A 21502-nucleotide genomic window follows, 5' to 3' on the forward strand; every position below is an offset into this window, starting at 1 on the left:
GTCGTGCTCGTACCCGCGTGTCGCGGTCCGTCCGATCAGTTCTGCCCCGCCGGAGGTCTCTGTGCCGTACTCGTCGATCGTCGTGCCGTCGGGTGTGGACACCTTCTTCTCGGTGGTTTCGGGGATGCCGTGGCCGCAGGTGAAAGAGGGTGATCTGCGGGAGGTCCGGGACCAGTACGAGAAGTTGGCGAAGGATCTGCCGCATCTGCGGGATCTGATCGCGACGGTGGCGGTGAAGGCGCGTCAGCAGTTCGAGGGGCAGGCCGCGGAGGCGTTCACCTCGATGATGAACGACTTCATCGGTGAGTCCGGCGGGTCGGACTACGTGGGCGCCGCGGCGCGGACGGCGCAGGCGTTGGCGGACTGCGCGGGTGATGTCGCCAACTCGGTCGAGTACACCAAGTGGATGGCGATCGCCCAGCTGGTCCAGCTGATGTTCGAGACCTCGCTGTCGGTGCTGTGGTCGCCGTTCACGTTCGGGTTCGAACTCGAACTGCTCGCGCTGAAGTACTGGTTCACCCGCCAGGTGCTGATCGCCCTGGTCAAGTACCTGGTGAAGTCGATCCTGCTGCACACCTTCTCGGGGATCGTGGGCGGGCTGGTGCTGGACTCGGTCATCCAGGGGATCCAGTTCGCCAACGGTGATCGGCACACCTGGGATGTCGAGTCGACCAAGCAGACGGTGCTGTTCGGGGCGTTGGGCGGGGTGGTGGCCGGTCCGCTGAACCTGCTGGGGATGGGCCTGGGCAAGCTGCTGGGGTCGCTGGTCGGGAAGTCGGGCGGGTCGGTGCTGGCCCACGAGCTGGCGTCGGCGATGAAGGGCGGGGAGCGGGAGGCGCTGCACGGGGCGTTCCAGGCGGCGCTGGGCGCGGTGACGAAGGACGCGGCGGGCGAGGCGGGGGCCGGTGCGGTCGGGGCGCTGGCGAAGGCGGGCGCGGGTGCCGGGGGGAAGGCGGCGGGCAAGGACGCCTCGCTGGCGTTCGCCAAGGACATCGGGAAGTTGATGGACTCGACGAAGGGGTGGTTGGCCGAGGGCTTCGGCAAGGGCGGTGCCGGGTCGGTCGCGGATCACTTCGTGGGGCATCTGGCGGATGCCTTCGAGAAGCACCTGGGTGCGGAGCTGGGCGCGGGCGCGGCGTCGGCGCTGGGGCGGGAGTTCGGGGAGGCGTTCGTCGCGGGGTGGACCAAGGGCGGTCTGGGGCACGAGGCGTTGAGCGCCTCCCTGCGGGCGGTGTTGTCACGGGAGGAACGCGGTCTGTCGGAGCACGCCGTTTCGGCGCTGGCGGATCACCTGCCGGGGCTGGCGACGCACATGCCGGAGGGGAACAAGCTGTTCCGCCTGGGGTTCGCGGTGGGCGAGCAGCTGATGGAGGGCGTGCAGGGGAACCTCTCGGAGGGCTTCTACAACCTGGCGTTCTCGGAGTCGCACCAGTTCTCCTCCACGGCCGCGACCTTCGGCTCCGGTCTGGCGATGGGGCTGCTGGGGCGGGCGGTGCACCACGGGTACGCCAAGCTGGGGCTGGTCGAGAAGTACACGAGTTGGGTCCGCTCCTGGCAGTTCGAGCAGGTGGGGGAGGGCCGGGGACAGTACTTCCCGGCCTGGCACCCCCTGACGGTGCTGTCGCTCGCGTCGAACCTGATGGGCCATCCGGCGCCCTTCCCGGTGCCGCGCCTGGGTCCGTCCGGGGCGGATGTGACGGCGGGTCTGGTGCTCGGCCACTCGCGGGGAACGGCGGGGCCGCCGGACCACGAGTACGCGAACCTGTTCGCCCGGGCCTTCGGCCACGCGGATCTGGAGTCGGTCTTCGGCGACGGCCCGGCGCGGCCGGTACCGGTGCGGACGGACTCGCAGACCACCCTGGTGGGAGAGCCGGAGCCGAAGGCGGCGGGCAAGCCGGCTCCGGTGCGCACCGACTCGCGGGCAACCCCGGCCGAAGACGCGCCGATCACGGCTCCCAGGCCGGGCCGTACCGTTGGCGGCGGGGACACGACGCAGGCGCCCAAGCCCACCGCCGCGCCCGCGCCCGTGACCGCGACCGCCTCGGCCGGCGAGCAGCCCCGTCCCGAACCCCCGGTCGCCCCGGCCCCGCACCCGGACGAGTCCCTCGCGCCGTGGTGGGTCAAGGACGGCTTCACCGGAGGTCGACTCCCCGAGGGCTGGACCGACCAGCGCCTGACGGATGCCGCGCACCGGGTCGTGCGGCAACCCGACCGCAGCCACCCGGACCCGGAGCGCCCGGGCGGCGGCCTGATGCTGCACGAGGGCGAGGTCGACGGCCTGAAGCTGGTGGTCGGCGTCGAGGACGGCCGCATCTGCCTGATCCGCAACGGCTCGGCCGCTACCGGGGAGAACGCCACCCCCACCCCTGCCACCCCCACCCCTGCCACCCCCACCCCTGCCACCGCCACCGGGCCCTTGGGGCCGACCCCGGCCGGCGGCCCGCACCACCCGACCGGCGCCGAGGGGATGATGTCCCCGCTGATCATCACCTCGACCGCCGGCGCGGACCAGCGTGTGGATCTGCCGCGGCGCCTCCCGGAGCCGTCGTCGGAGCCCGTCGCCGAGCTCGGCCGGGGCGAGGTCAGGAAGGGTGGCTTCCGTGCGATCGACGACACCTCGGGCACGGCACCGACCTTCGCCTTCGAGGCGCGCCGCTACCGGCTGGCGGACGGCGGGGCCGAGTCGCGGGCCGTGGTGCGGATCCACCTGGACACCACCCGGCTGGCGGGCCGCCCGGACGCCGCGGCCGAGGTCCGGGCGCTCACCGAGCGGGCCAGGCGCGGCATCGACGAGAACTACAACCTGGGCTACCGCCTCCCGAACGGCGACCGGTTCAGGCTGGAGCTGGAGTTCGTCGACGACCCGGCGGCGGCCCACCGCACCGTGACCGTGCACGCCGACCTCGGCCGGGAGGACTGGGGCAACTGGGGTCTCCACAGCACCGCCAAGACGCTGGCGCACGAGACCGGCCACCTGCTCGGCCTGTACGACGAGTACCGGTCGAGCGACATGCCGATGACCCTGCCGGTCTACGGTGACCTGGAGCTGATCGGATCGGGCTGGGTCGACAGCAGGTCACGGGTGGTCGTCGACCTGGACCACCAGCCCGAGAACGCCCGCTACCTCGACCAGTTGACCGTCTCGCCGCGTGACCTGCGCCAGTTCGGCCGCTGGATGGAGGCCGCGGCCGGCGGCCCGGCCCCGCAGGGCCCGGATGTCCGGACGCCCGCCCGGGCGCGCTTCTCGCTCGACACCCGGCAGGCGGTGCTGCACGGCGACTCGGGTGTCGGCGGGTACCTGCCGCCGTCCGGGATGTCGGACCGGGTCCGGCCGACCCGGGTCGGCGAGACCCACCCCAACGGCACCTACCGGGCGCACTACCCCCAGCCGGGGCAGCCGTCGCCGCAGCGCGACGGCCGGCACCCGCTGGCCGGGGACCTGGCGATGCCGGCGAAGCCCGGACCCGTCCGGCCGCGGGAGCAGGTGATGTTCCCCGACCACTGGTCGGCCGACGACGCCGTCTACGCCGCGGAGCAGGCCTACCTGGCCGCGAAGCGCGCGGGCACGGTGACCCGCCCGGACCCCCGCGCGCTCGCGGAGTCCTACCACTGGGTCGGCGAGTACGCCGGGGTCCGGATCGAAGGGGAACTGCGGCACGGCGAGTTCGTCTCCTTCCGGCCGTCCGACGACCAGAGCGGTCTGACCACCCCCGCCTACGCGCCGGTGCCGCTCCCGGTGTCGGCGTTCGGGCTGCGGGTGGAGGACGTGGCCCGCTACGGCGACCGGCAGACCCTGACCGGCGCGCACCACGAGCCGAAGGAGGCCGCGAGCGAGCGGCACGGGCTGCAGTTCGAGCCGAAGGGCCCGGCCTCGAGCAACGGCACCTACCTGGCGACCCCCTGGTTCCTGGACCCGAAGGTCGAGCCGGGGAGCCCGCTCGCCGAGTTCCCCTCCCGCTGGCGGGCCCGGGAGAACTGGCACGAGCACATGATGTTCCCCCAGCACTGGGCGCCGGACAAGGTGCTCGACGCCGTCGAGGCCGCGCACGCGGCGGCCACCCGCCTCGGCTCCACGGTGCTGCTGCCCGACGGCCGCACCACGCACTGGGTCGGTGAGTCGGACGGGGTGCGGATCGAGGGCCTGTACCGGGACGGCCAGCACGTCGCCTACCGGCCCACCGTGGTGCAGCCGCACCGCAGCTGGCCGAAGAACGCCGAGCCGGTGGCGCGGACCTCCGCCGTCCAGGTCCGCTTGGGCAACGGCGGGACGGCCGATCTGCGGCACGTCCTGCTCGACAACGGCCAGCGCGGGACGGTGCTGAACCTCAAGGTGCACCTGGAGCGGTCGCCCGACCGGCCGCAGTGGTACGTCGATCTGGTGCAGAAGACGCTGACCGGTCAGGCCGACGGCTACAACCGGCCGCTACCGGAGGGCGAGCCGCTGCTGAAGGTCGAGTTGGAGTTCACCGACGGGCCGGGCGCCGCCCACGCGACGCTGGCCATCGACGAGATCTCCCACCAGGCGTTGCAGGACGCCGTCCCGACCATGCTGGGCACCGACCCGGCCGGCCTGCGCGCCCTGCTCGACGTACCGGAGGCGAAGGCCTCGACGGACGCCTGGGAGCAGCCGGCCGACCAGGACCCGGCGGACTGGCGGCGCGCGGTGGACGCCGCGCTGAGCGCCGGCGACGTGCTCGGCCTGCCCACGGACCTCCGCGAGCCGGGGCCGCTGCCGGCCGACGACCCGTCGATGCCGATGATCACCATGATGGACTACAACGCGGGGGAGCTGACGTCGGCGTTCGCCGAGGACGCGCCCCGGGGCAGTGCGGAGTTCCCCAAGGAGTGGACCGCCGAGGAGGCGAGGTTCGCGGCACTGATGGTCTCGAGGTTCGGCGAGGCCGAACCGTCCGAACCGGCCGACCCGTCCGATCCAAAAGCGCCGCAACTATCGTTCGTCCGTGGTGAGTTCGGAGGCGTCCGGCTGGAGGTGGATCTGGCGGACGGCCTCATAGTCGACTACCGGCCGGAGCCCGGGCAGGACCTCGACGCCCGGTTGTCGAAGCGGCCGCCCGGGGCGCACGTCCCGCAGCACCGGAGCCCGGCGATCGGGGAGTCCGACGCGGGCGGCCCGAGGCGGGCGCCCACCCCCGACCGGCGCCGGTTCGCCGAGGAGCTCCAGGACGGCGCACCGCGCAGCGGGTGGACCCCGCAGAAGTACCCGCGGACCTGGTCCGCGGAGGCGGCCAAGTTCGCCGCCGTCGCGGTGAAGCGCAGGCCGCTGTCCAGCACGGTGGATCCGTCCGACCCGAACGTGACCGTGCTGCGGGGCCGGTTCGCCGGGGTGGAGCTGGAGGTCCGGCTGGAGCACGACCTGATCGTCGACTTCGCACCCGTCGACGGCGGCTCCACCACCCCGCCGCACCCGACCCCGCCGCAGGGCCCCGGCCCGCGCGGGGACAGCCCCGTGCTCCCGCTGGAGCACGGGCTGTGGTTCCCCCAGGCCGATGCCTCGAAGCTGACCGGGACCGCGGCGCACGCGGTGCCGGGAGCGAGCGGCTGGCAGCTGCTGGTCGGCCACGGCGCCCCGGGCGGGGTCGAGTTCGACGGCGCGCTGCACCCCGTGGACCACCTGCTGGAGCACCTCTCGTCCGAGCAGGGCCAGGCCTTCGTCACCTGCTACGCGGCCGCGCCCGGCCCCGGCGGGGAGTCGGTGGTCGAGGCCGCCCACCGGGCCACCGGCCGGCCCACCCTCGGCCCGACCGGCGAGGCGATCGTCACCGCGGACGGCGACGTGATCTCCGGGCGGATCGGCATCGGAGCGGACGGCCGGCCCGAGGTGATCGCGGACGGCGACTGGGTGGTGCTGGAGGACGGCCGCCCCCGCAGCCTCGGCACCGCGCGGCTGAAGGAGGCCTGGGCGCTGCTCGGCGCCGAGCCGAAGCCCGGCGGGCCCGCCCCCGGCACCGAGGTCCCGCTGCCGTACGGCCTGAGCTCCGCCCAGGGTCCGGCGCTGGCCCGGTACCGCCAGGAGGTGGTCGCCACCGAACTCGGCAACGCCGCCCGGCCCGACTCGTTCTTCTCCTCGCTGCGCCTGACGGTGGACCGGCAGCTGGCCCGGCACCTGCCGGCCGTCACCGACGACGCCGTCCGCACGGCGATGGCCGACCACCTGGCCGCCGAGCTGAGCCTGCCCGGCTCCCGGTACCGCGAGTACCTCGAGCCCGGCCGCACCGCGGAGCAGCTGGTCGCCGAGCTGCGCGACCCCACCCGCTGGTCCCCGACCCTCGGTGCGCTCGCCCCGCACCTGGCCGCCGACGTGTTCCGGCTCGACCTCGGCGTGGTCGGCGCCAACGGTGTGGTGGAGGGGGTCGGGACGCTGACCGGTGGCGGGCTGACGGGCCGCCCGGACGGTACGCCGTTCCTGCTGGCCCGGGTCGGCGACAACCACTTCGTGCCGACCCGGCCGCTGACCGGGGCGGTCGCGGCCCCGCCGCCCGTCCCGACGCAGCACCGCTCACCGCACCCGGTGGACGCCGCCGACCCGTGGAGCCGGCCGCTCACCGAGACCGAGCAGGCCCGGCTCACCCAGGCCGGCGCCGACGCCGTGCGCCACCCCGAGGTGGAGCAGCGCGCCGAGAACCGGGCGTTGGCCGCCCGGCTGCGGGCCGCCACCGAGGCGCTCGGCCCCGAGCTGCGCCAGGACCGGCAGGGCAAGGTCACCGACCTGGTCGCGCGGGCCCTCACCGGCGATCGGCGGGCGCTCGACCGGCTCGACCGGCTGGAGCGGATCGCCCGGCGGCACGAGGAGCGCACCGGCCCCGGGCAGGCCTTCGACGAGGCCACCGAGGTCGCGCGGGCCAAGAACGCGGTGGCCGACAGCGCCGACCTCGGCGCCCTGAGCGGCGCGGCCCGCACCGCCGAACGCACCAGGCTGCACGACGCCGCGCACCGGGACGCGGTCGCCGCCGCCCGGATCCGCGCCTACCGGGCGATCCACGCCGAGACCGCGGACCCGGCCGCGCTGCCGGCGCCGCCGCACGCGATCGCCGACCGGATCACCGGCCTCGGCGCGGCAGCCGAGCAGGCCGTGAGCGGCGCCGCCGACCGCGCCCGCCGGCAGGTGCTGGACGACGCGCGCGCCCGGGTGCCCGCCCCGGCGGTGGCCGCCGACACCGCGCCCGAACTCCGCGAGCAGCTGGAGGCGGAGCACCGCGAGGCCGTCGAGCAGGCCCTCGCGGTCGCCGCCGACGCCGCCGCCCGGGCCGCCGACGCGGCCCGCGAGGACGCCTTCCGTCGGCACGTCGAAGCCGTCTACGACCACGACCGGCTGGAACGGCTCGGCTGGGCGGACCTGGTGAGCGAGCACCGGGAACTGCTGGCCACCGCCGACGCCCGCGGCGCCGAGGCCGCGGAGGAGGCCCGCCGGCAGGTCGAGTCGCCGGTCCGGGACGCGGCCCGCAGCGTGGCCGAGTGGCGGCTGCGCGGCTCCGCGGCCGAGCACGCCCGGCTGGCGGCCGACGCCCTCCGGGAGCTGCCGCCGGGCTTCGGCGAGCAGGTCGGCGGCCGCCCGCAGTACCCGCTCGGCTACCGCGGCCGGGTGCTGAGCCTGGGCGACGCCTGGTTCGGCAACGACGGCGCGGTGGCCGCGCTGGTCCGGCGCGCCCTGCCGGCGGGCACCGGCCGGCCCGTCGCGGACGCCGTCGAGCAGGCCTTCCGGACCAAGCTCGAGCAGATCGGCAGCCGCGACGCGGCCCAGCGGATGCTGGAGGAGGGGTTGCCGCTCGCCGTCGAGGTGCCCGGCGCGGGCCGGCACGAGGTGACCGTCCGGCTCGACCTCGGCCGGACCGACCTGGCCCGCAACGTACCCGCGTGGGAGGCGCAGCGGCGGCAGGCCGGCGCACCCCCCTCGCACCAGGCGCTGTTCGGCCAGAAGCACGGCTACGCCGACTCCGGTGACCACGAGGCCGGTGCTTCGGGCAGCCGCAGCGGTGAGAACAGCCGCACGGTCACCGCGGCCCTCTCCACCTCGGTCGCCTTCGGGGAGCTCCCGTTCAAGCTCTTCTCCGCCTCGGTGTCCGCCTCGGTGTCGGGGGACAGCGCCAAGGGCTTCTCGGACGGCTCCGGCGCCTCCTCGGGGGCCAAGTACCAGCTGGGGCTGGGCGGTCGGGAGACGCACTTCGACTTCCCCGACGCCGCGCTCCGGGTCGAGGTCAAGGGGCCGCAGGACGCCGCGGCGCGGGCCGGCGCGCCGGTGCCGGCACCCGCCAGGATCGGGTTCCCGAGCGAGCTGGCACCGCCCCGGAGCACCGACGCGGGCCCGGCCCTGCCGGTCGCCCCGCAGGGCTCGACCGGCCCGGTGTTCGGCCTCGGGCCGACCCGGCTGGCCACCGCCAGCCCCCAGCAGATCGAGCGCACCGGCGAGGTGCTCGGCCAGGTGCTGAACCTGCCGGAGTCGATCTCGGGGCTGCGCGACCTGCGCGAGCAGGTGCTGCGCAATCTGCCGCGCGGGCTGGCCCCGGTCGGCTCGGAGCTGCACGAGGGCGTCCAGCACTGGCTGGGCGAGGCCAACCTGCTGCACAACTACGGCGACCTGACCAGCACCGGCGCCGGCTCGCCCGGCTACCGGACCGCGGACGGCAAGGACGCGGTGCACCTGACCGTGCGGTCCAGGCTGCTCGGCGCCCAGCGGGTCACCGAGGGCGCGGTGCCGCTGAAGGAACAGCACTCGCGGTACGTCAGGACCGCCAACGCGGTCTCCAACTCCGGCGGGCTCGGGCTCTCCCCGCTCGGCGGCAACCTCGGCTACACGATCGGCGACCCGGCGGCCCCGATGGGCTTCAGCCACTCGCTCGGGGCCGGGTTCAGCCTGGGCGCCAAGCTCTCCGGCACCCGCAGCGGCAGCCGGAACCTCGGCGGCGGCGACATCCGCACCGTCGGATCGACCGCCGAGAGCGTGCTGTACCGGCTCACCGTGCGCACCACCGTGGACGCCACCGGCGACCTGGCCGGGCTCGGCCACCGGCAGCAGGTGGGCGGCGCGGACCACGCGATGTTCGTCCGGGTGCCGGTCGGCGAGGCCGAGCGGTTCGAGCACCTGCTGGAGCGGGAGGCGGCCGGCGAGCTGGGCAGCCAGGCCTGGGCCGACGTGCTGGTGCCCAAGGACCTCGACCCGCGGCCGCAGGATCCGGCGCGGCGCCAGGAGTTGGAGGACGCCGAACAGGTCGACAAGCACCCGCCGGCCGTGCTGGCCACCGGCCAGGGGCTGGGGCCCGGCGCGATCGAGTACCTCTCGGGTGCCGAGCACGTCATCCCGGAGATCACGTCCACGCTGGCGAAGGTCGAGTTCGCCCGGCCCTGGAGGGTCGACCGCAGCCCGCTTGAACAGCTCCACCTGGAACAGCAGTTGAAGGCGAAGTTCAGCCGGGAGTCGCTGCTGGCGCAGGGTGACTCGCTGTTCCGGCCGGGCGGCGTCAAGGAGCAGTACACCCGCCCGGTGCGCGGCGGCACCGAGGTGATCACGGTCGAGGTGACCGTCCGGAAGACCCCGGCCCTGGACGGCCGCGGCCGCCGGGCCGGAGGGAAGGTCGACCTGATGCCGGCCGGCTTCGCGGGGGTCGGCGCGGGCGACTCGGTCTCCGCCTCGCTCAGCGCGAGCGGCTCGCTCTCGGCCGGCGTCGGCATCGGCGAGCGGACCGGCGACCGGCTGCGCACCTTCGGGCCGTCCCTGGGAGCCTCCGCGAGCACCTCGAAGTCGGCCGGCACCAGCATCGGCGCCTCCACCTTCCAGCTGCACGGCTCGCTCTACGAGGGCCCGGTGCGCACCTACGACTACGACGTGACCTACCTGGTGCGGGTCTCGGTGCGGCACGAGCCGACCAGGAGCTCGTTCGCGGACCTGCCGAGGACGGCGCTGACCGGCCTGGGCCGGCTGCTCCGCGGCCCCGGCGCCCCCGGCGGCCCACCCGGGCCGGACGTCCTGCGCAACGCCCCGGAGGGGCACGTGGCGAGCATGTCGCAGGAGCTGCGCGGCCACCCCGCGGCGCCGTACCGGGTGCGCTTCGTGGTGCCCGAGGCGCTGACCCTGGACGCCCGGCACGCCGGACCGATCCCCGGCGGACTGCGCGAGCACCGGTACGGGGTGGAGTCGGTGCACCGGCGCCACGACCGCCGGTGGGCCGTCCAACTGCCGCGGATCGACCTGGCTCTGAGGGATCGTCATCAGCCGCTGGACGCCCGTGACATCGTGTTGGGCACCCCCGGCACCCGGCACGTCGAGACCAAGCTCCGCGACCTGCTCCGGCAGGTGGGCGTCGGCCGCGAGGCGGCGGGCAACGTCTCCTGGACGGCGACCGACCCGGACCTCCTGATGGGCGCCCATGTGCGGGGCTCCTCGGAGGTCACCGCGGCCTTCGTCCGGCAGGGGTTCGTGAAGGACCGCAACGTCCTGGTGCGGATCGAGGGCTTCCCGCTGGACAGCCGGCCGAGCGGCCGGGGGATCACCACCACCAGGATCGACAACACCGAGGGCTCGCTGAGCGTCTCCGGCAGCCGGGGCTCCGGCCTGAGCGGCTCGCTGAAGGCGGCGTTCGGCTTCGGCACCCGGGCCGGCGAGGCCGGCGGCGGCACCCAGACGGTGACCCCCGGCTTCGACCACGCGCGCGGGGGCGGGCTCGGCTCCGGGGTCGGCGCGTCGCTGAGCCCGACCGCCGGCCGGCTGACCGTCGGCAAGCAGGCCTTCGGTGAGCACGCGGCGGACATGCTCTACCGGGTCACCGTGATCAACCAGGAGAAGAACGTGTTCGGCTCGGACCGGCCCCGGGTCGCGTCCGCGCTGCTGGAGATCGGCGAGGGCATGTACTACCTCCGGCCGGTCGGGGCCGGGTCCGACCCGCACGATCCGGACCTCGCGGGCGCGGTGAACGAGGCCCCCGGCGGCGCCCCCACGCTGATCCGCACCGACCACCCGGTCGGCCCCACCGCGCCCCCGCCGCCGCCCGGCACGGCCGCCCCGGCGCCGCGGATCCAGCGCCCGTCCGACCTGGTGCTGCCGACCGTCCCGGCGACCCCGAAGGACGCCGCCGCCGGCGCGGCCGGGCGCCGGGTGACGGTCGACCCGCTGTTCCCGCCCGGGTCGGTCACCGAACGCCTGGTGGTCAAGCCGGACGGCACCCCCCGGCCGCTGGACGTCACCGGGCACGGCAACCCGATCGTGGCCAAGGTGCAGCAGCTGCTCGCCGAGCACGCCCCGGGCGCGCTGGAGGACCACTGGGTGGTGGAGGCGCCGGGGGCGGCGGCCCGCCCGGTGAAGCAGACCCTGACCAGCATCCTCGACGTCAAGTCGGCCGAAGGGTTGCTCGACGCGATGCTCGGCCCGGGCCTGGTCCTGCACTCCACCAAGGCGGGGGTGCTGCACCACGAGCGGGTCTCCCTGGTGCTGCGCGCCCACCGCGATCCGGACAACCTCGGCTACTTCCACCTGGACGCGACCGGGGACACCACCGCCACCAGCTACACCGTGCGCCAGCACCGCGCCGACGACTCCGCCTCGCAGAGCCGCAGCACCGGCTGGTCGGCGAGCGCGCCCACCTCCGTGGGCCTGCCCCCGGGCACCGGCGACGGCCGGCTGAACGGGGTCTCCACCGGGGTGGGTGTCTCGGTCGGGCGCGACACCGGCCGGGACCGCTCGGTGGGCACGGGGGAGGTCAGCCGGAACTCCTTCTCGGTCTCCGGCCCGGCCGACCGCTACGCGGGCGACCTGCGGATCGACGTGAGCGTGGTGCGCACCACCAACCCGTCCCGGGTGGCCAACTCGCTGCTGCTCACCCTGCCCGACAAGGGCGCCCGGGCGCTGGGCCACCAGCAGGACGCCGGGTTCACCCACGGCGGCACCTCGGTCACCCTGACCGAGGTGGTGCTGGTCCCGAAGGCCGTCCGGCAGCGCGATCTGGAGCCCTACCGGCCCGCCCCCGACCAGGTGGCGGTCCGGGAGGTGCCGTACGGCAGCACCGCCGCCCACCTCGGCGGCGCCCCGCTGCCGGTCACCCCGCAGCAGGTGATGGACCGCCAGGTGGTCAACCTCGGCTTCCACCACGAGAAGCTCCGGATCCTGGCCGACGAGGTGCTGGAGCGGCTGAGCGGGTCCACCCCGCCGCTGAACGGCTCCGGCAACGCCGCCACCGCGCGGATGGCCAGCCACGGCACGCTCGGCCGGGACGCGGTCGGCTACCTGCTCTCGCACGCCGGCATGACCGGCGAGCTGGACCTGCTGGTCGGCACCGACGGCCTGCTCTCGCCCGCCCTGGTCCGCGAGGGCGGGCTGCTGACCGACACCGTGGGCCGGCTGCGGATCAAGGTGGAGCCGTTCAACCACCGGCTGGGCGGCTTCCTCAAGGGCGAGCTGGAGAGCGACACCTTCCGGTTCCGCGCCACCGGCGACGGCCGCTCCTCGGGCACCAGCCGGGGCCTGAACACATCGACCGGTGTCAGCACCACCTCGGGCAGCCTGGATCCGGACCTCCCACCGAACGCGCACGAGGCCCAGCACCCCGGCGCCGCGCTCAGCGGCGGCCTCGGCCAGCGGATCGGCGAGTCGGCCTCGGCGAGCCACAAGGACCAGCTCAGCACCGTCTCGCGCAGCCGGGACGTGCACTGGCCGACCGTCCACGCGGACGCGGTGGTCACGATCGAGTTCGAGGCGCACGACGAACGCGGCCCGCTCCGGTACGGCGGTGGCACCACCCGGATGTCCTTCGAGGTGAACCGGGCGCTGAAGCTCGCGGTCGCACCGGAGTACGCGCTCGACCACTTCCCCTCGCCGGCGCTGCACACCCACGGCCTGAGCACGCCGTCCGGCTTCCACATCCCGGCGAAGGGGCTCCAGGGCAGCCCCGGGTACGAGCACTTCCGGGACGACGGGTACCAGCAGCTCCAGGCCGCGTACAACTTCCCCGAGATCGGCAACGGGACGGTGCTGCACGTCCACGGTGACCCGGCCAACCCCGGGAACTTCCTGGTGGGCAACCGCTCGCTGCCGCCGGACCGCTTCCACCAGGAGGTGATCGCCCCGAAGAACCTGCCCGACGGCCACCTGCTGGTCTTCGTCGGCTGCGACGTCAACACCGGCTTCAACGGCGGCCCGTCGGCCGCCGAGGTGATCCACGCCCTCGCCCCCGGCCTGCACCTGGTGAGCGCCGACGGTCCGGTCTACACCACACCGGACGGTGCGGTGCTGGCCGGGCACTTCCTGCACGACGCCGACGGGCGGCCGGTGGCCGCCGGCTGGCGGCCCGCCACCTTCACGCTGATGCCGGGTGCGGGTGCGGGTGCGGGTGGGGCGACGATCCCGCTCGGTCACGACCTGCTGGCCGGGCTCAAGGGCCTGGAAGGCCCGGACGGCCCGCTCGGCGGCGCCGGCTTCCCGGTCTCCGAGAAGCGGGGCGCGCTGCCACCGACCGAACCGGTCCGCTGGGGCGGCAAGGACCCGGACCCGCCCGGCCCATCGGCCGGTGGCGGTCCGTTCGGTGCGGGCTCATCCGGTGCGGGCTCATCCGGCGCGGGGCCGTCCGGCGAGGGCTCGTCCGGCGGTACCGGGCGGACCCCCCGGTTGTCGGACTCGCTGCCGGAGAGCTCCTGGTGGCGGCTGTTCATCGACCCCAACGTCCACGAGGCGGCGCTCGCGCACAGCCCCTCGGACGCGGCCGAGCACCTGGACACGACCAAGTACCCCGGCTACCGGCAGAGCATGACCGAGCTCTACCGCGAGGTGCTGGACGGTGGGCCGGGCGGCCGGGACTGGTCGCGGATCGATGCCGACTCCTACGAGCACCTGCACGAGCTGGCGACCCGTCACCTGGTCGCCGGGCAGGGTGCGAACGTCGCCACCCGGTGGTCCGGCAGCACCGACGGGCTGAACACCACGATGCGCGGCACCGGCCGGACCCAGGTCGCACACGACCTGGCCGAGGACCTGGTCGGCGGGCGCCGGCTGCTGCTCGACATCACCCGCGAGGGTCGGGAGCAGACCGGTGGTGTGGCACCGCTGGTGATGTTCTCGCGCGGGCAGAGCGGCGAGGGCATGATCTCGATCAACTACCAGGCGGGGGAGGCGCGCGAGCACGTCCGGACGGTCCTGGACCGCTACTACCACGAGGTCGGGGCGGCCCGGGACGAGCGCGGGCGGCTGCTGGCGGTCGCCCGGGTGACCCGCGCGCTGCAGATCATGCAGCCGTTCACCGACGGGAACAGCCGGGTCAACGTCCACCTGCTGATGCAGAAGTTCCTGCTGGAGCAGGGCTTCACGCCCGCGGTGCTGACCAACTCCTACTCGCTCTTCCTCGGCGGCTTCAGCGTGCACGAGATCGCCGACCATCTGGTCGAGGGGATGGCGCGGTTCGAGCGGCTCGCGGCCGGCTCCGGGGCGGACCTCTTCAACACCCCCGCCGGGCCCACCGACCCGGGCCTGATCGCCGAGGTCGGCGCCGCCCTCGGCCTGAGCGCCGGGGCAGCACCCGGCGACGCGGCCGTCCACCACCACCGGGTGCTCGAACTGGTGCGGTTGGGGCGGTCGATCTACGGCGACCGGGTGCCCTCGCTCGACGAGCACGGCGTCCGGCTGCTCGACACCGTCCGGACCATGGCCGAGCTGGCCGCCGCGCAGTTCCCGGGCGTGCCCACCAGGACGGCGGTCGCATCCTGGACCCATGCGCTGCTCGGCCTCGGGGACCTCGGAGTGACGGCGGACCACCTCCGGCTCGTCGCCGACGCGGTCGGCGGGACACTGGCGGACGGCCTGCCCCTCTCCGAGGAGAACCTCCGGTCCCACCTGAAGCCCGCGGAGCCGGAGCCCGTGGAGCAGGCGCTGGCGGAGGTTCAGCACCTGATGGGGTACCTGGCCGAGGAGGCCCCCACGGCCGCGCCGCTTCCCGGCCGGGGCGGCGAGGCCGTCGACTGGGACTCGGTGGTGTACCCGGCGCCGGAGGACGGGCGCTCGGAGGTGGCGCTGGAGGTGCGGGAGCTCGCGGGCGGCAGCGACCGGCCGTTGGACGCGGACGGGCTGATCGGGGCACTGATGCCGCAGCTGTCGGCGCTAACGATGGGGTCCTTCCGGCTGGTGCTGAAGGCGCAGGACGGTGCGCTCGGGGCCCTGCCGGAGCGGGTGGTGCGGGACACCGCGGAGATGATGATGACGCCGGTGGACCTGCTGCTGGCGGAGCCCGGTGGCGGTGTGCGGCTGCTGCGCTTCGACGACGCGGGTCGCCACGAGGATCTGGGCCTGCTCCCGGACGCCCCGGCCGAGCCCGAGCGCGTACCCGAGCCCGAGCGCGTACCCGAGCCCGAGCCCGAGGTCGCGCACGTGCCCGAGGCGGCGCCCGAGGCGGCGCCCGCGCCCGCGCAGGGTCCGCAGGAGCCCCTCCGGACGGTCGTCGCCTTCGAGTCGGGCCGGCCCGAGCTGTCCCCGCCGGCCCGGGAGGAGCTGCGCGAGTTCGCCCGGGCCTACGCCCGGACCGCCCGCGCGCGGGTGGCCGCCGGTGGGGGGATGCCCGAGATCCGGGTGACGGGGTACGGCAACTCGCTCACCCACGCCCGGCAGACCGGCCTGGACCGGGCCGTCGCCGTCCGTACCGCCCTGATGCGGGAGCTGCGCACGGAACTCAACCCCGACGGCGCCGGCCTGGCGCCGACCGACCCGCTCACCGGGCGGCCCCGCCCCGGCGGGCAACTCGGCGCGCAGTACCTCAAGGTGACCGTCGATTCCGGTGGCCGGGCGATGCCCGGGGCGACCGAGCCGGCGCACCGGCGCAGCGTCCGGATCGAGATGCTCGGCACCGACTCCCCGCCGGTCTCGCCGCACCTGCCGGAGGTCCCCGACGCGCCGCCGCCCGTGACCGCCCCGGAGACCGACCGGCCCGGCCCGGCCGGGGGCGGTGCCATCGCCGACCAGATCTACCTGGAGCTGATCAAGTGAGCCGGCAGCGGACCAGACCCTGAACCGCCCCCGACCCGGGGCCCGTTCCCCTGGGCGTCCGGGTATGTCGCTTTCGTGGAGAAGGACTTGATGAGCACTCTCAGGAGCAGGTGGCGGGCCGTCCTGCGGGCGGGGGTCGCCGTGCCGGCCCTGGCGGGGCTCACCGTCGTCCCGGCGACCTTCGCCTCGGCCGCCGGGCCGGCGGGCCCGGTGCAGTGGCTGGGGTTCAGCAACGGCCGCCTGGTGTACGGGCACGACGACCGGGGCAACCAGGTGCCGGACTACTCCCACGCCGGCTACGCGGGCGGCGGGGTGGCGATCCCGAAGGTGGCGACCAGGGTCACCGTCCCCGCCCCCGGCGGCGGGGACGACACCGGGGCGATCCAGGCCGCGATCGACAGGGTGTCCGCGCTGGCGCCCGTCGCGCAGGGGTTCCGCGGCGCGGTCCAGCTCACGGCCGGCCAGTACCACCTGGCGGGCGCGCTGACCATCGCGGCCGACGGCGTGGTGCTGCGCGGCGCGGGTTCCGACGCCTCCGGCACCACCCTGGTGGCGACCGGGGCGAGGGCGCGCACGCTGGTGAACCTCGGCGGGAAGTCCGGCTACACCGTCCAGGGCCCGCAGTCGAAAGTGACCGACGACTACGTGCCGGTGGGCGCCACCGTGCTGAACCTGAGCAGCACCGAAGGCCTGGCGGTGGGCACCGAGGTGGTGGTGGAGCGCCCGACCACCCAGGCCTGGATCGACGCGGTGGGGATGAACGGCACCTGGACGCCGGGCTGGAGCCTGCGCTCGGAGCGCCGGATCACGGCCCTCTCCGGCAACCGGATCACCCTCGACGCGCCGCTCACCACCGCGCTGGAGAAGCAGTACACACCATCCCTGGTCTACCGGTACGGCTACCCGCGGATCAGCCGGGTGGGGATCGAGGACCTGGGCGCCGACGGCCGGGCGATGACCGAGGACCCGAGCTACCCGAGCACCTTCTACCACGCCAGCTTCTCGCACTTCGGTGCCGTGCAGGACGGCTGGGTGAGCAATGTCTTCACCCACCACTTCGGCCAGGACGGGGTCACCGGCCTCGGGCCGGAGAGCCGCCGGATCTCGGTGCTGCACACCGGCGCGCTGGACATGGTGACCAACACCGCGACCTCCGCCAGGTCCGACGGCTACACCCTCCAGGGTCAGCAGAACCTGGTCCAGGACTGCACGTTGACCGCCGCCAAGATCCACGCCTTCGTCACCGAGGCCCGGCAGTCGGGCCCGAACGTCTTCTCCCGCTGCACCGCCACCACCACCGGCGACACCTACGACTCCGGCGGCCACCAGCGCTGGGGCAGCGGGACGCTCTACGACAACCTGACCATCCAGGGGTCGCTGGACCTGGTGAACAACGGCAGCCGCGGGAGTGGCCACGGCTGGTCGGACGCCAACAGCACGGCCTGGAACTGCACCGTCGAGCGGATCGCCGTACAGAGCCCGCCCGGCGCCCACAACTGGGCCTTCGGCACCCGGGGCACCCCGGACCCGGCGCGGCACGACGGCGAACTGGTCTCCACCGGCACCGCGATGACGCCGGCCAGCCTGTACGAGCAGCAGCTCGCCGAACGCGGCGGATCCGCCCCGGCCCCGGTCACCGAACCGACCAGGACCGCCGCCCCGGCGCCGACCGCCGGCCCACCGAGCCCGAGCGCCACCGGGTCCGCCGCCCGGCCGTCGGCGAGCGGCTCCGCACCGTCCACGCCGCCGGCGAGCGCCCCCGCGAGCAGCCCGGCGGCCCGGAAGCCGGAGGAGAGCCTCGCCTCCACCGGTGCCGAGCTGGGCGCCGAACTGTCCATGGCGGTCGGCGCGTTGCTGGTCGGCGGCGCCGCGATCGGCCTGACCAAGGAGCGCCGCCGCCGGGGCCGCCACGGCGGCTGAGCCGCACCCGGCCCCCGGGCCCGCCGCACCCGCTACCGGGCGTGCCGGGCCCGGCGCCGCTCGCGGGTGAGACCGATGGCGGCGCTGCCCACCAGCAGGGCCCCGGCCGCCATCGAGAGCTCGGCGCCCAGCTCGGCACCGGTGGAGGCGAGACCGTCCCGGGTCTCGGGCCGGCGTGCCGCGGCCGGGGTCGCGGCCGGGCTCGGGGCACTGCTCCGGGTGCCGGCGGACGCCGCGGTCGGGGCACCGGTCGCCGTGGCGGAAGCGGAGGCCGACGGCGTGGGCGCGGCGGGAGCGGGCACCGGTGCGGGCGTCGCGGTCGGTGGCGGCGGTGCCTGCCCGCCGCGTTCGGCCAGCTGCTGCGCGTACAGGCTGGCCGGCGTCATCGCGGTGCCGGTGGAGACCAGGACACCGCTCTGCCGCCCCTCGACCGGGGTGCCCCGGGTGCCGAAGGCCCAGTTGTGGGCGGTGGGCGGGCGCTCCACGGCGTAGTAGCCCACGTCCGCGTTCCACAGCACCTGGTTGGCGCCGGCCCAGCCCTGCCCGGTGCCCATGTTGCCCCGGTCGGTCAGCGCCAGGTCGTCGGCGGGCCCCCGGGAGTGCCGCATGGTGATGGCGTCGTAGAGCGTGCCGGCGGCCCACCGCTGGTGCGGGCCGGCGTCCAGACGGTAGCGGCCGGTGTTGTCGGAGGTGCAGTGGGAGAAGACGTTGGGCCCGGGCACCCGGGGCCCGGTCATCCAGGCGTGCAGATTGCTGCCGCTCACCGTGCAGTTGACGATCAGGTTCTGCTGCCCGTCGACGGTGTACGCCCCCGGCTGGGCCAGCGGGGAGCGTTGCGGGATCGCCTTCTCCATGCCGATGGCGGCGGTGTCGGTGACGGTGATCCGGGAGGCGGTGCTGCCGATCGAGCCCATGCCCGAGCCGAAGCCGTCCGCCACGATGTCGCGCAGCCAGCCGTCCTGGACGGCCGCGAAGTGGGCGAAGCCGCTCCTGACGTACCCGTCCGAGTCGTAGCCCGGGGCGGAGACCACCCCCGAGCCGTCGGCACTGATGCCCTCCACGCCGACCTGGGAGATCCGGCCGGGGAAGTCGTAGGCCCAGACCGTGGCGTGGGTGAACTCCTTCTCCAGCGCGTTGGTGAGAGGGACGTCCAGGGTGATCCGGTTGCCGTCCACCGCCGTGACGGTGCGCTGGAACCGGAGTCCGTCGTTGGGGGTCCAGGGCTTGGTGGTCCCGCTGTCCCGGGCCGGGATCCGGTCCATGCCGATCGCCCGGATCCAGGAGTCCTCCTGCGGGCGCTGCACGATGACGGTCCGCCCGGGCTCCAGCCCGGCAGTGGAGGCGAGGGTGAGCGTGGTGGCGCCGACCGGCACGTAGGCGTCGGTGACGGCGTGCTGCTCGCCGCTGCGGCGCGGCGCGCCCTCGCCGGCCAGCTCGACCAGCACGTGCGGCGCCCCGGTGGCGACCAGCCGGGTCCCGCCCGGGCCACTGCCCGCCCCGCGCAGGACGACCCCGGAGGCCCCGATCCGCAGCGGCTTGGCGAGGCGGTAGGTGCCGGCGCCCAGCTGGACGGCGCCGCGCAGGCCGTCGGAGCCCTGCGGCAGCGCGGCGACCCGGTCGATGGCCTGCTGGACGCGGTCGGTGTCGTCGCCGCCGGAGCCCGGGCCGAGCGTGACGGCGGCCTTGGCGGTCGGGAGCGGCACGCCGCCGCCGCGGTATCCGGCGTAGGAGAAGTCGGGGATCCGGTTGCCCTGCCGGTCCTGGCCGTAGACCAGGCGGCCGCCGGCGAGGCGGAGCCAGTCGGCCGGGTCGCCGGGCGCGGCGGCCGGCGCCGAGCTGCCGGCGGCGGGCCCGGAGCCCGCGGCCACGGCCGCGGTGCTCCACACCGAGGTCGGGCCGGCCAGTGCGGCCAGGGCGACGGCGGTGCGCAGCACGGCGCGGCGGCCGGCACGGTGGGGGGTCATGGCACTCCTCGATCGGCGCCGGAATCGGCCCGGAACCTGGGACATCTCGACACCCGGAGAACGCCTGCGGGTTCGGCCCGGGTTCAGCGCCGCCGCGGTGAACCCTCCGCGCCCGCCGGGCCGTTTCCCGGGATGGAAGCGCCGGCGGCCTGCCGTCAGGCGGTTCGCGACGGGAAACGAAGTGGAACCAGGGGGCTGCGGTGGGCACGGGCCAGAACGAGAACGGTGGCACCTCGACGGGATACCAGCTGCCCGCGGTCGCCTGGATGATGGACGACCAGGAGGGCGAGGCCGAGGCGCACCAGCAGCAGCGGCAGCCGGCCGCGCCCGCGCAGGCCGCGCCGGTGGCGACCGCCCCGCCCGGGCCGTCGCCGCTGGGGCCGGTGCGCCGCGCCGCCGGGCCGGTCCAGGGCTCCGCCGCCGCGCCGGACGCGGTGGCGGCCGCTGCCGCTGCCGCCGTGGCGCCCGGCGCCGCCCCCCTGGCGGTCGCGCCGCCCGCCCCCACGCCCGCGCCGCTCGCCCAGGCGCCCGCCGGGCCGGCCCCCGAGCGCGCCGAGCCGGCCGGCCCCGGACGGGTGGTCAGGCTGACCCGGCTCAAGCGCCCGGCCGTCGCCGCCGCCGCGACGGTCGGCATGGTGCTGATGGGGCTGCCCCTGGTCATCTCGCACGGCAGCGGCTCCGCGCAGAGCCTCGGGGACACCGACAGCGCCGGGCTGAGCCGCACCGACGCCCCGGTCACCGAGCCCGGCACCGCCCCGCACCCGCCCGCACCCGGCGATGTCACCGCCTCGCCCTCGGCCGCTGCGGGCACCCCGGGCGTGGCTCCGGACGCCGCCGCCGACCCGGCCGCCGCCGGTGCCCCGGGCAGCGTGCCCGGCCAGCCGCCGGCCCCGGGGGCCACCGCCGGGCCGGGCGCCGCCGTCCCCGCCGCGGGCGGCGCCGCCGTCGTCCCCGTCACCGCCCCCGGGAACAATCCGGGCACCGACCCCGGCCGCACCACCACGCCGGCGGTGCCCTCCACCCCCGTCGCCGTGCCGCCGGTCCAGCCCACCCCGAAGCCGACCACACCGCCGGCCGCCGCGCCCTCGTACACCGGGATCGGCGGCGCCTGGTGCAACAGCGCCAGCGTCTCCTTCAGCCAGTACGGCTGGTGGGAGGGCAGCCACGGTTGGTTCACCCAGACGGGCGGTTTCGCGGGCGCCAGCTGCAACGGCAAGTTCACCTCGATGCCGATGTCCGGCTCGGCCACCAAGGACGACGGCAACTCGGTGGTGTGGACCTTCCGCACCGCACCGGTGACCAGCGGGACCTGCAAGATCTCGGTCTACATCCCCAACAACAAGGACATCAGGGTGGTCGGCGGCGCGCCCGCCTACTACACGGTGCAGAGCGGCAGCGCGCCGGGCAGCGGCACCATCGGCTCGTTCGGCGTGAACCAGGTGAAGAACCTGGGGCAGTGGGTGAGCGCCGGGTCCTTCACGCTCACCGGCGGCTACATCTCGGTGATGCTGCACACCCGGGGCGTCGACTTCGACGGAGCCAACCACGCGCACCTGGCCGCGGCCGCGGCCCGGGCCGACTGCAGCTGACCCCCGCGCGGCCCGGCCCGCCGCACCGAGTGACGCAACAGCAGGACGAAGGGAAGACCAGG

4 protein-coding genes are annotated in these 21502 nt (G+C 75.4%); 3 read left to right on the top strand and 1 reads right to left on the bottom strand.

What is annotated here, in order from left to right; genetic code table 11:
- The first annotated feature begins 61 nt into the window (after window positions 1–61).
- Together AB0K43_RS24140 and AB0K43_RS24145 are read left to right on the top strand one after the other, a co-directional pair.
- A complete protein-coding gene (locus AB0K43_RS24140; protein ID WP_363643067.1) occupies window positions 62–15967 on the top strand; it encodes an EndoU domain-containing protein in 15906 nt (5301 codons plus the stop codon).
- Between the two features lie 90 nt (window positions 15968–16057).
- Window positions 16058–17887 (top strand): peptidoglycan-binding protein, encoded by a 1830-nt coding sequence (locus AB0K43_RS24145; RefSeq protein WP_363643069.1) that lies wholly within the window; start codon window positions 16058–16060, stop codon window positions 17885–17887.
- 32 nt (window positions 17888–17919) lie between these two features.
- Here the strand turns inward: AB0K43_RS24145 and AB0K43_RS24150 are convergent, their stop codons facing one another.
- Window positions 17920–19851 (bottom strand): hypothetical protein, encoded by a 1932-nt coding sequence (locus tag AB0K43_RS24150; RefSeq protein WP_363643071.1) that lies wholly within the window; start codon window positions 19849–19851, stop codon window positions 17920–17922.
- A gap of 200 nt (window positions 19852–20051) precedes the next feature.
- Between AB0K43_RS24150 and AB0K43_RS24155 the strand changes: the two genes are divergently transcribed.
- Entirely contained in the window at window positions 20052–21440 is a 1389-nt protein-coding gene (locus tag AB0K43_RS24155) for a hypothetical protein (protein WP_363643073.1), read from the top strand.
- Window positions 21441–21502 lie beyond the last annotated feature (62 nt).

It is taken from the genome of Kitasatospora sp. NPDC049258 (genome assembly GCF_040678895.1).
Taxonomy (GTDB): domain Bacteria; phylum Actinomycetota; class Actinomycetes; order Streptomycetales; family Streptomycetaceae; genus Kitasatospora.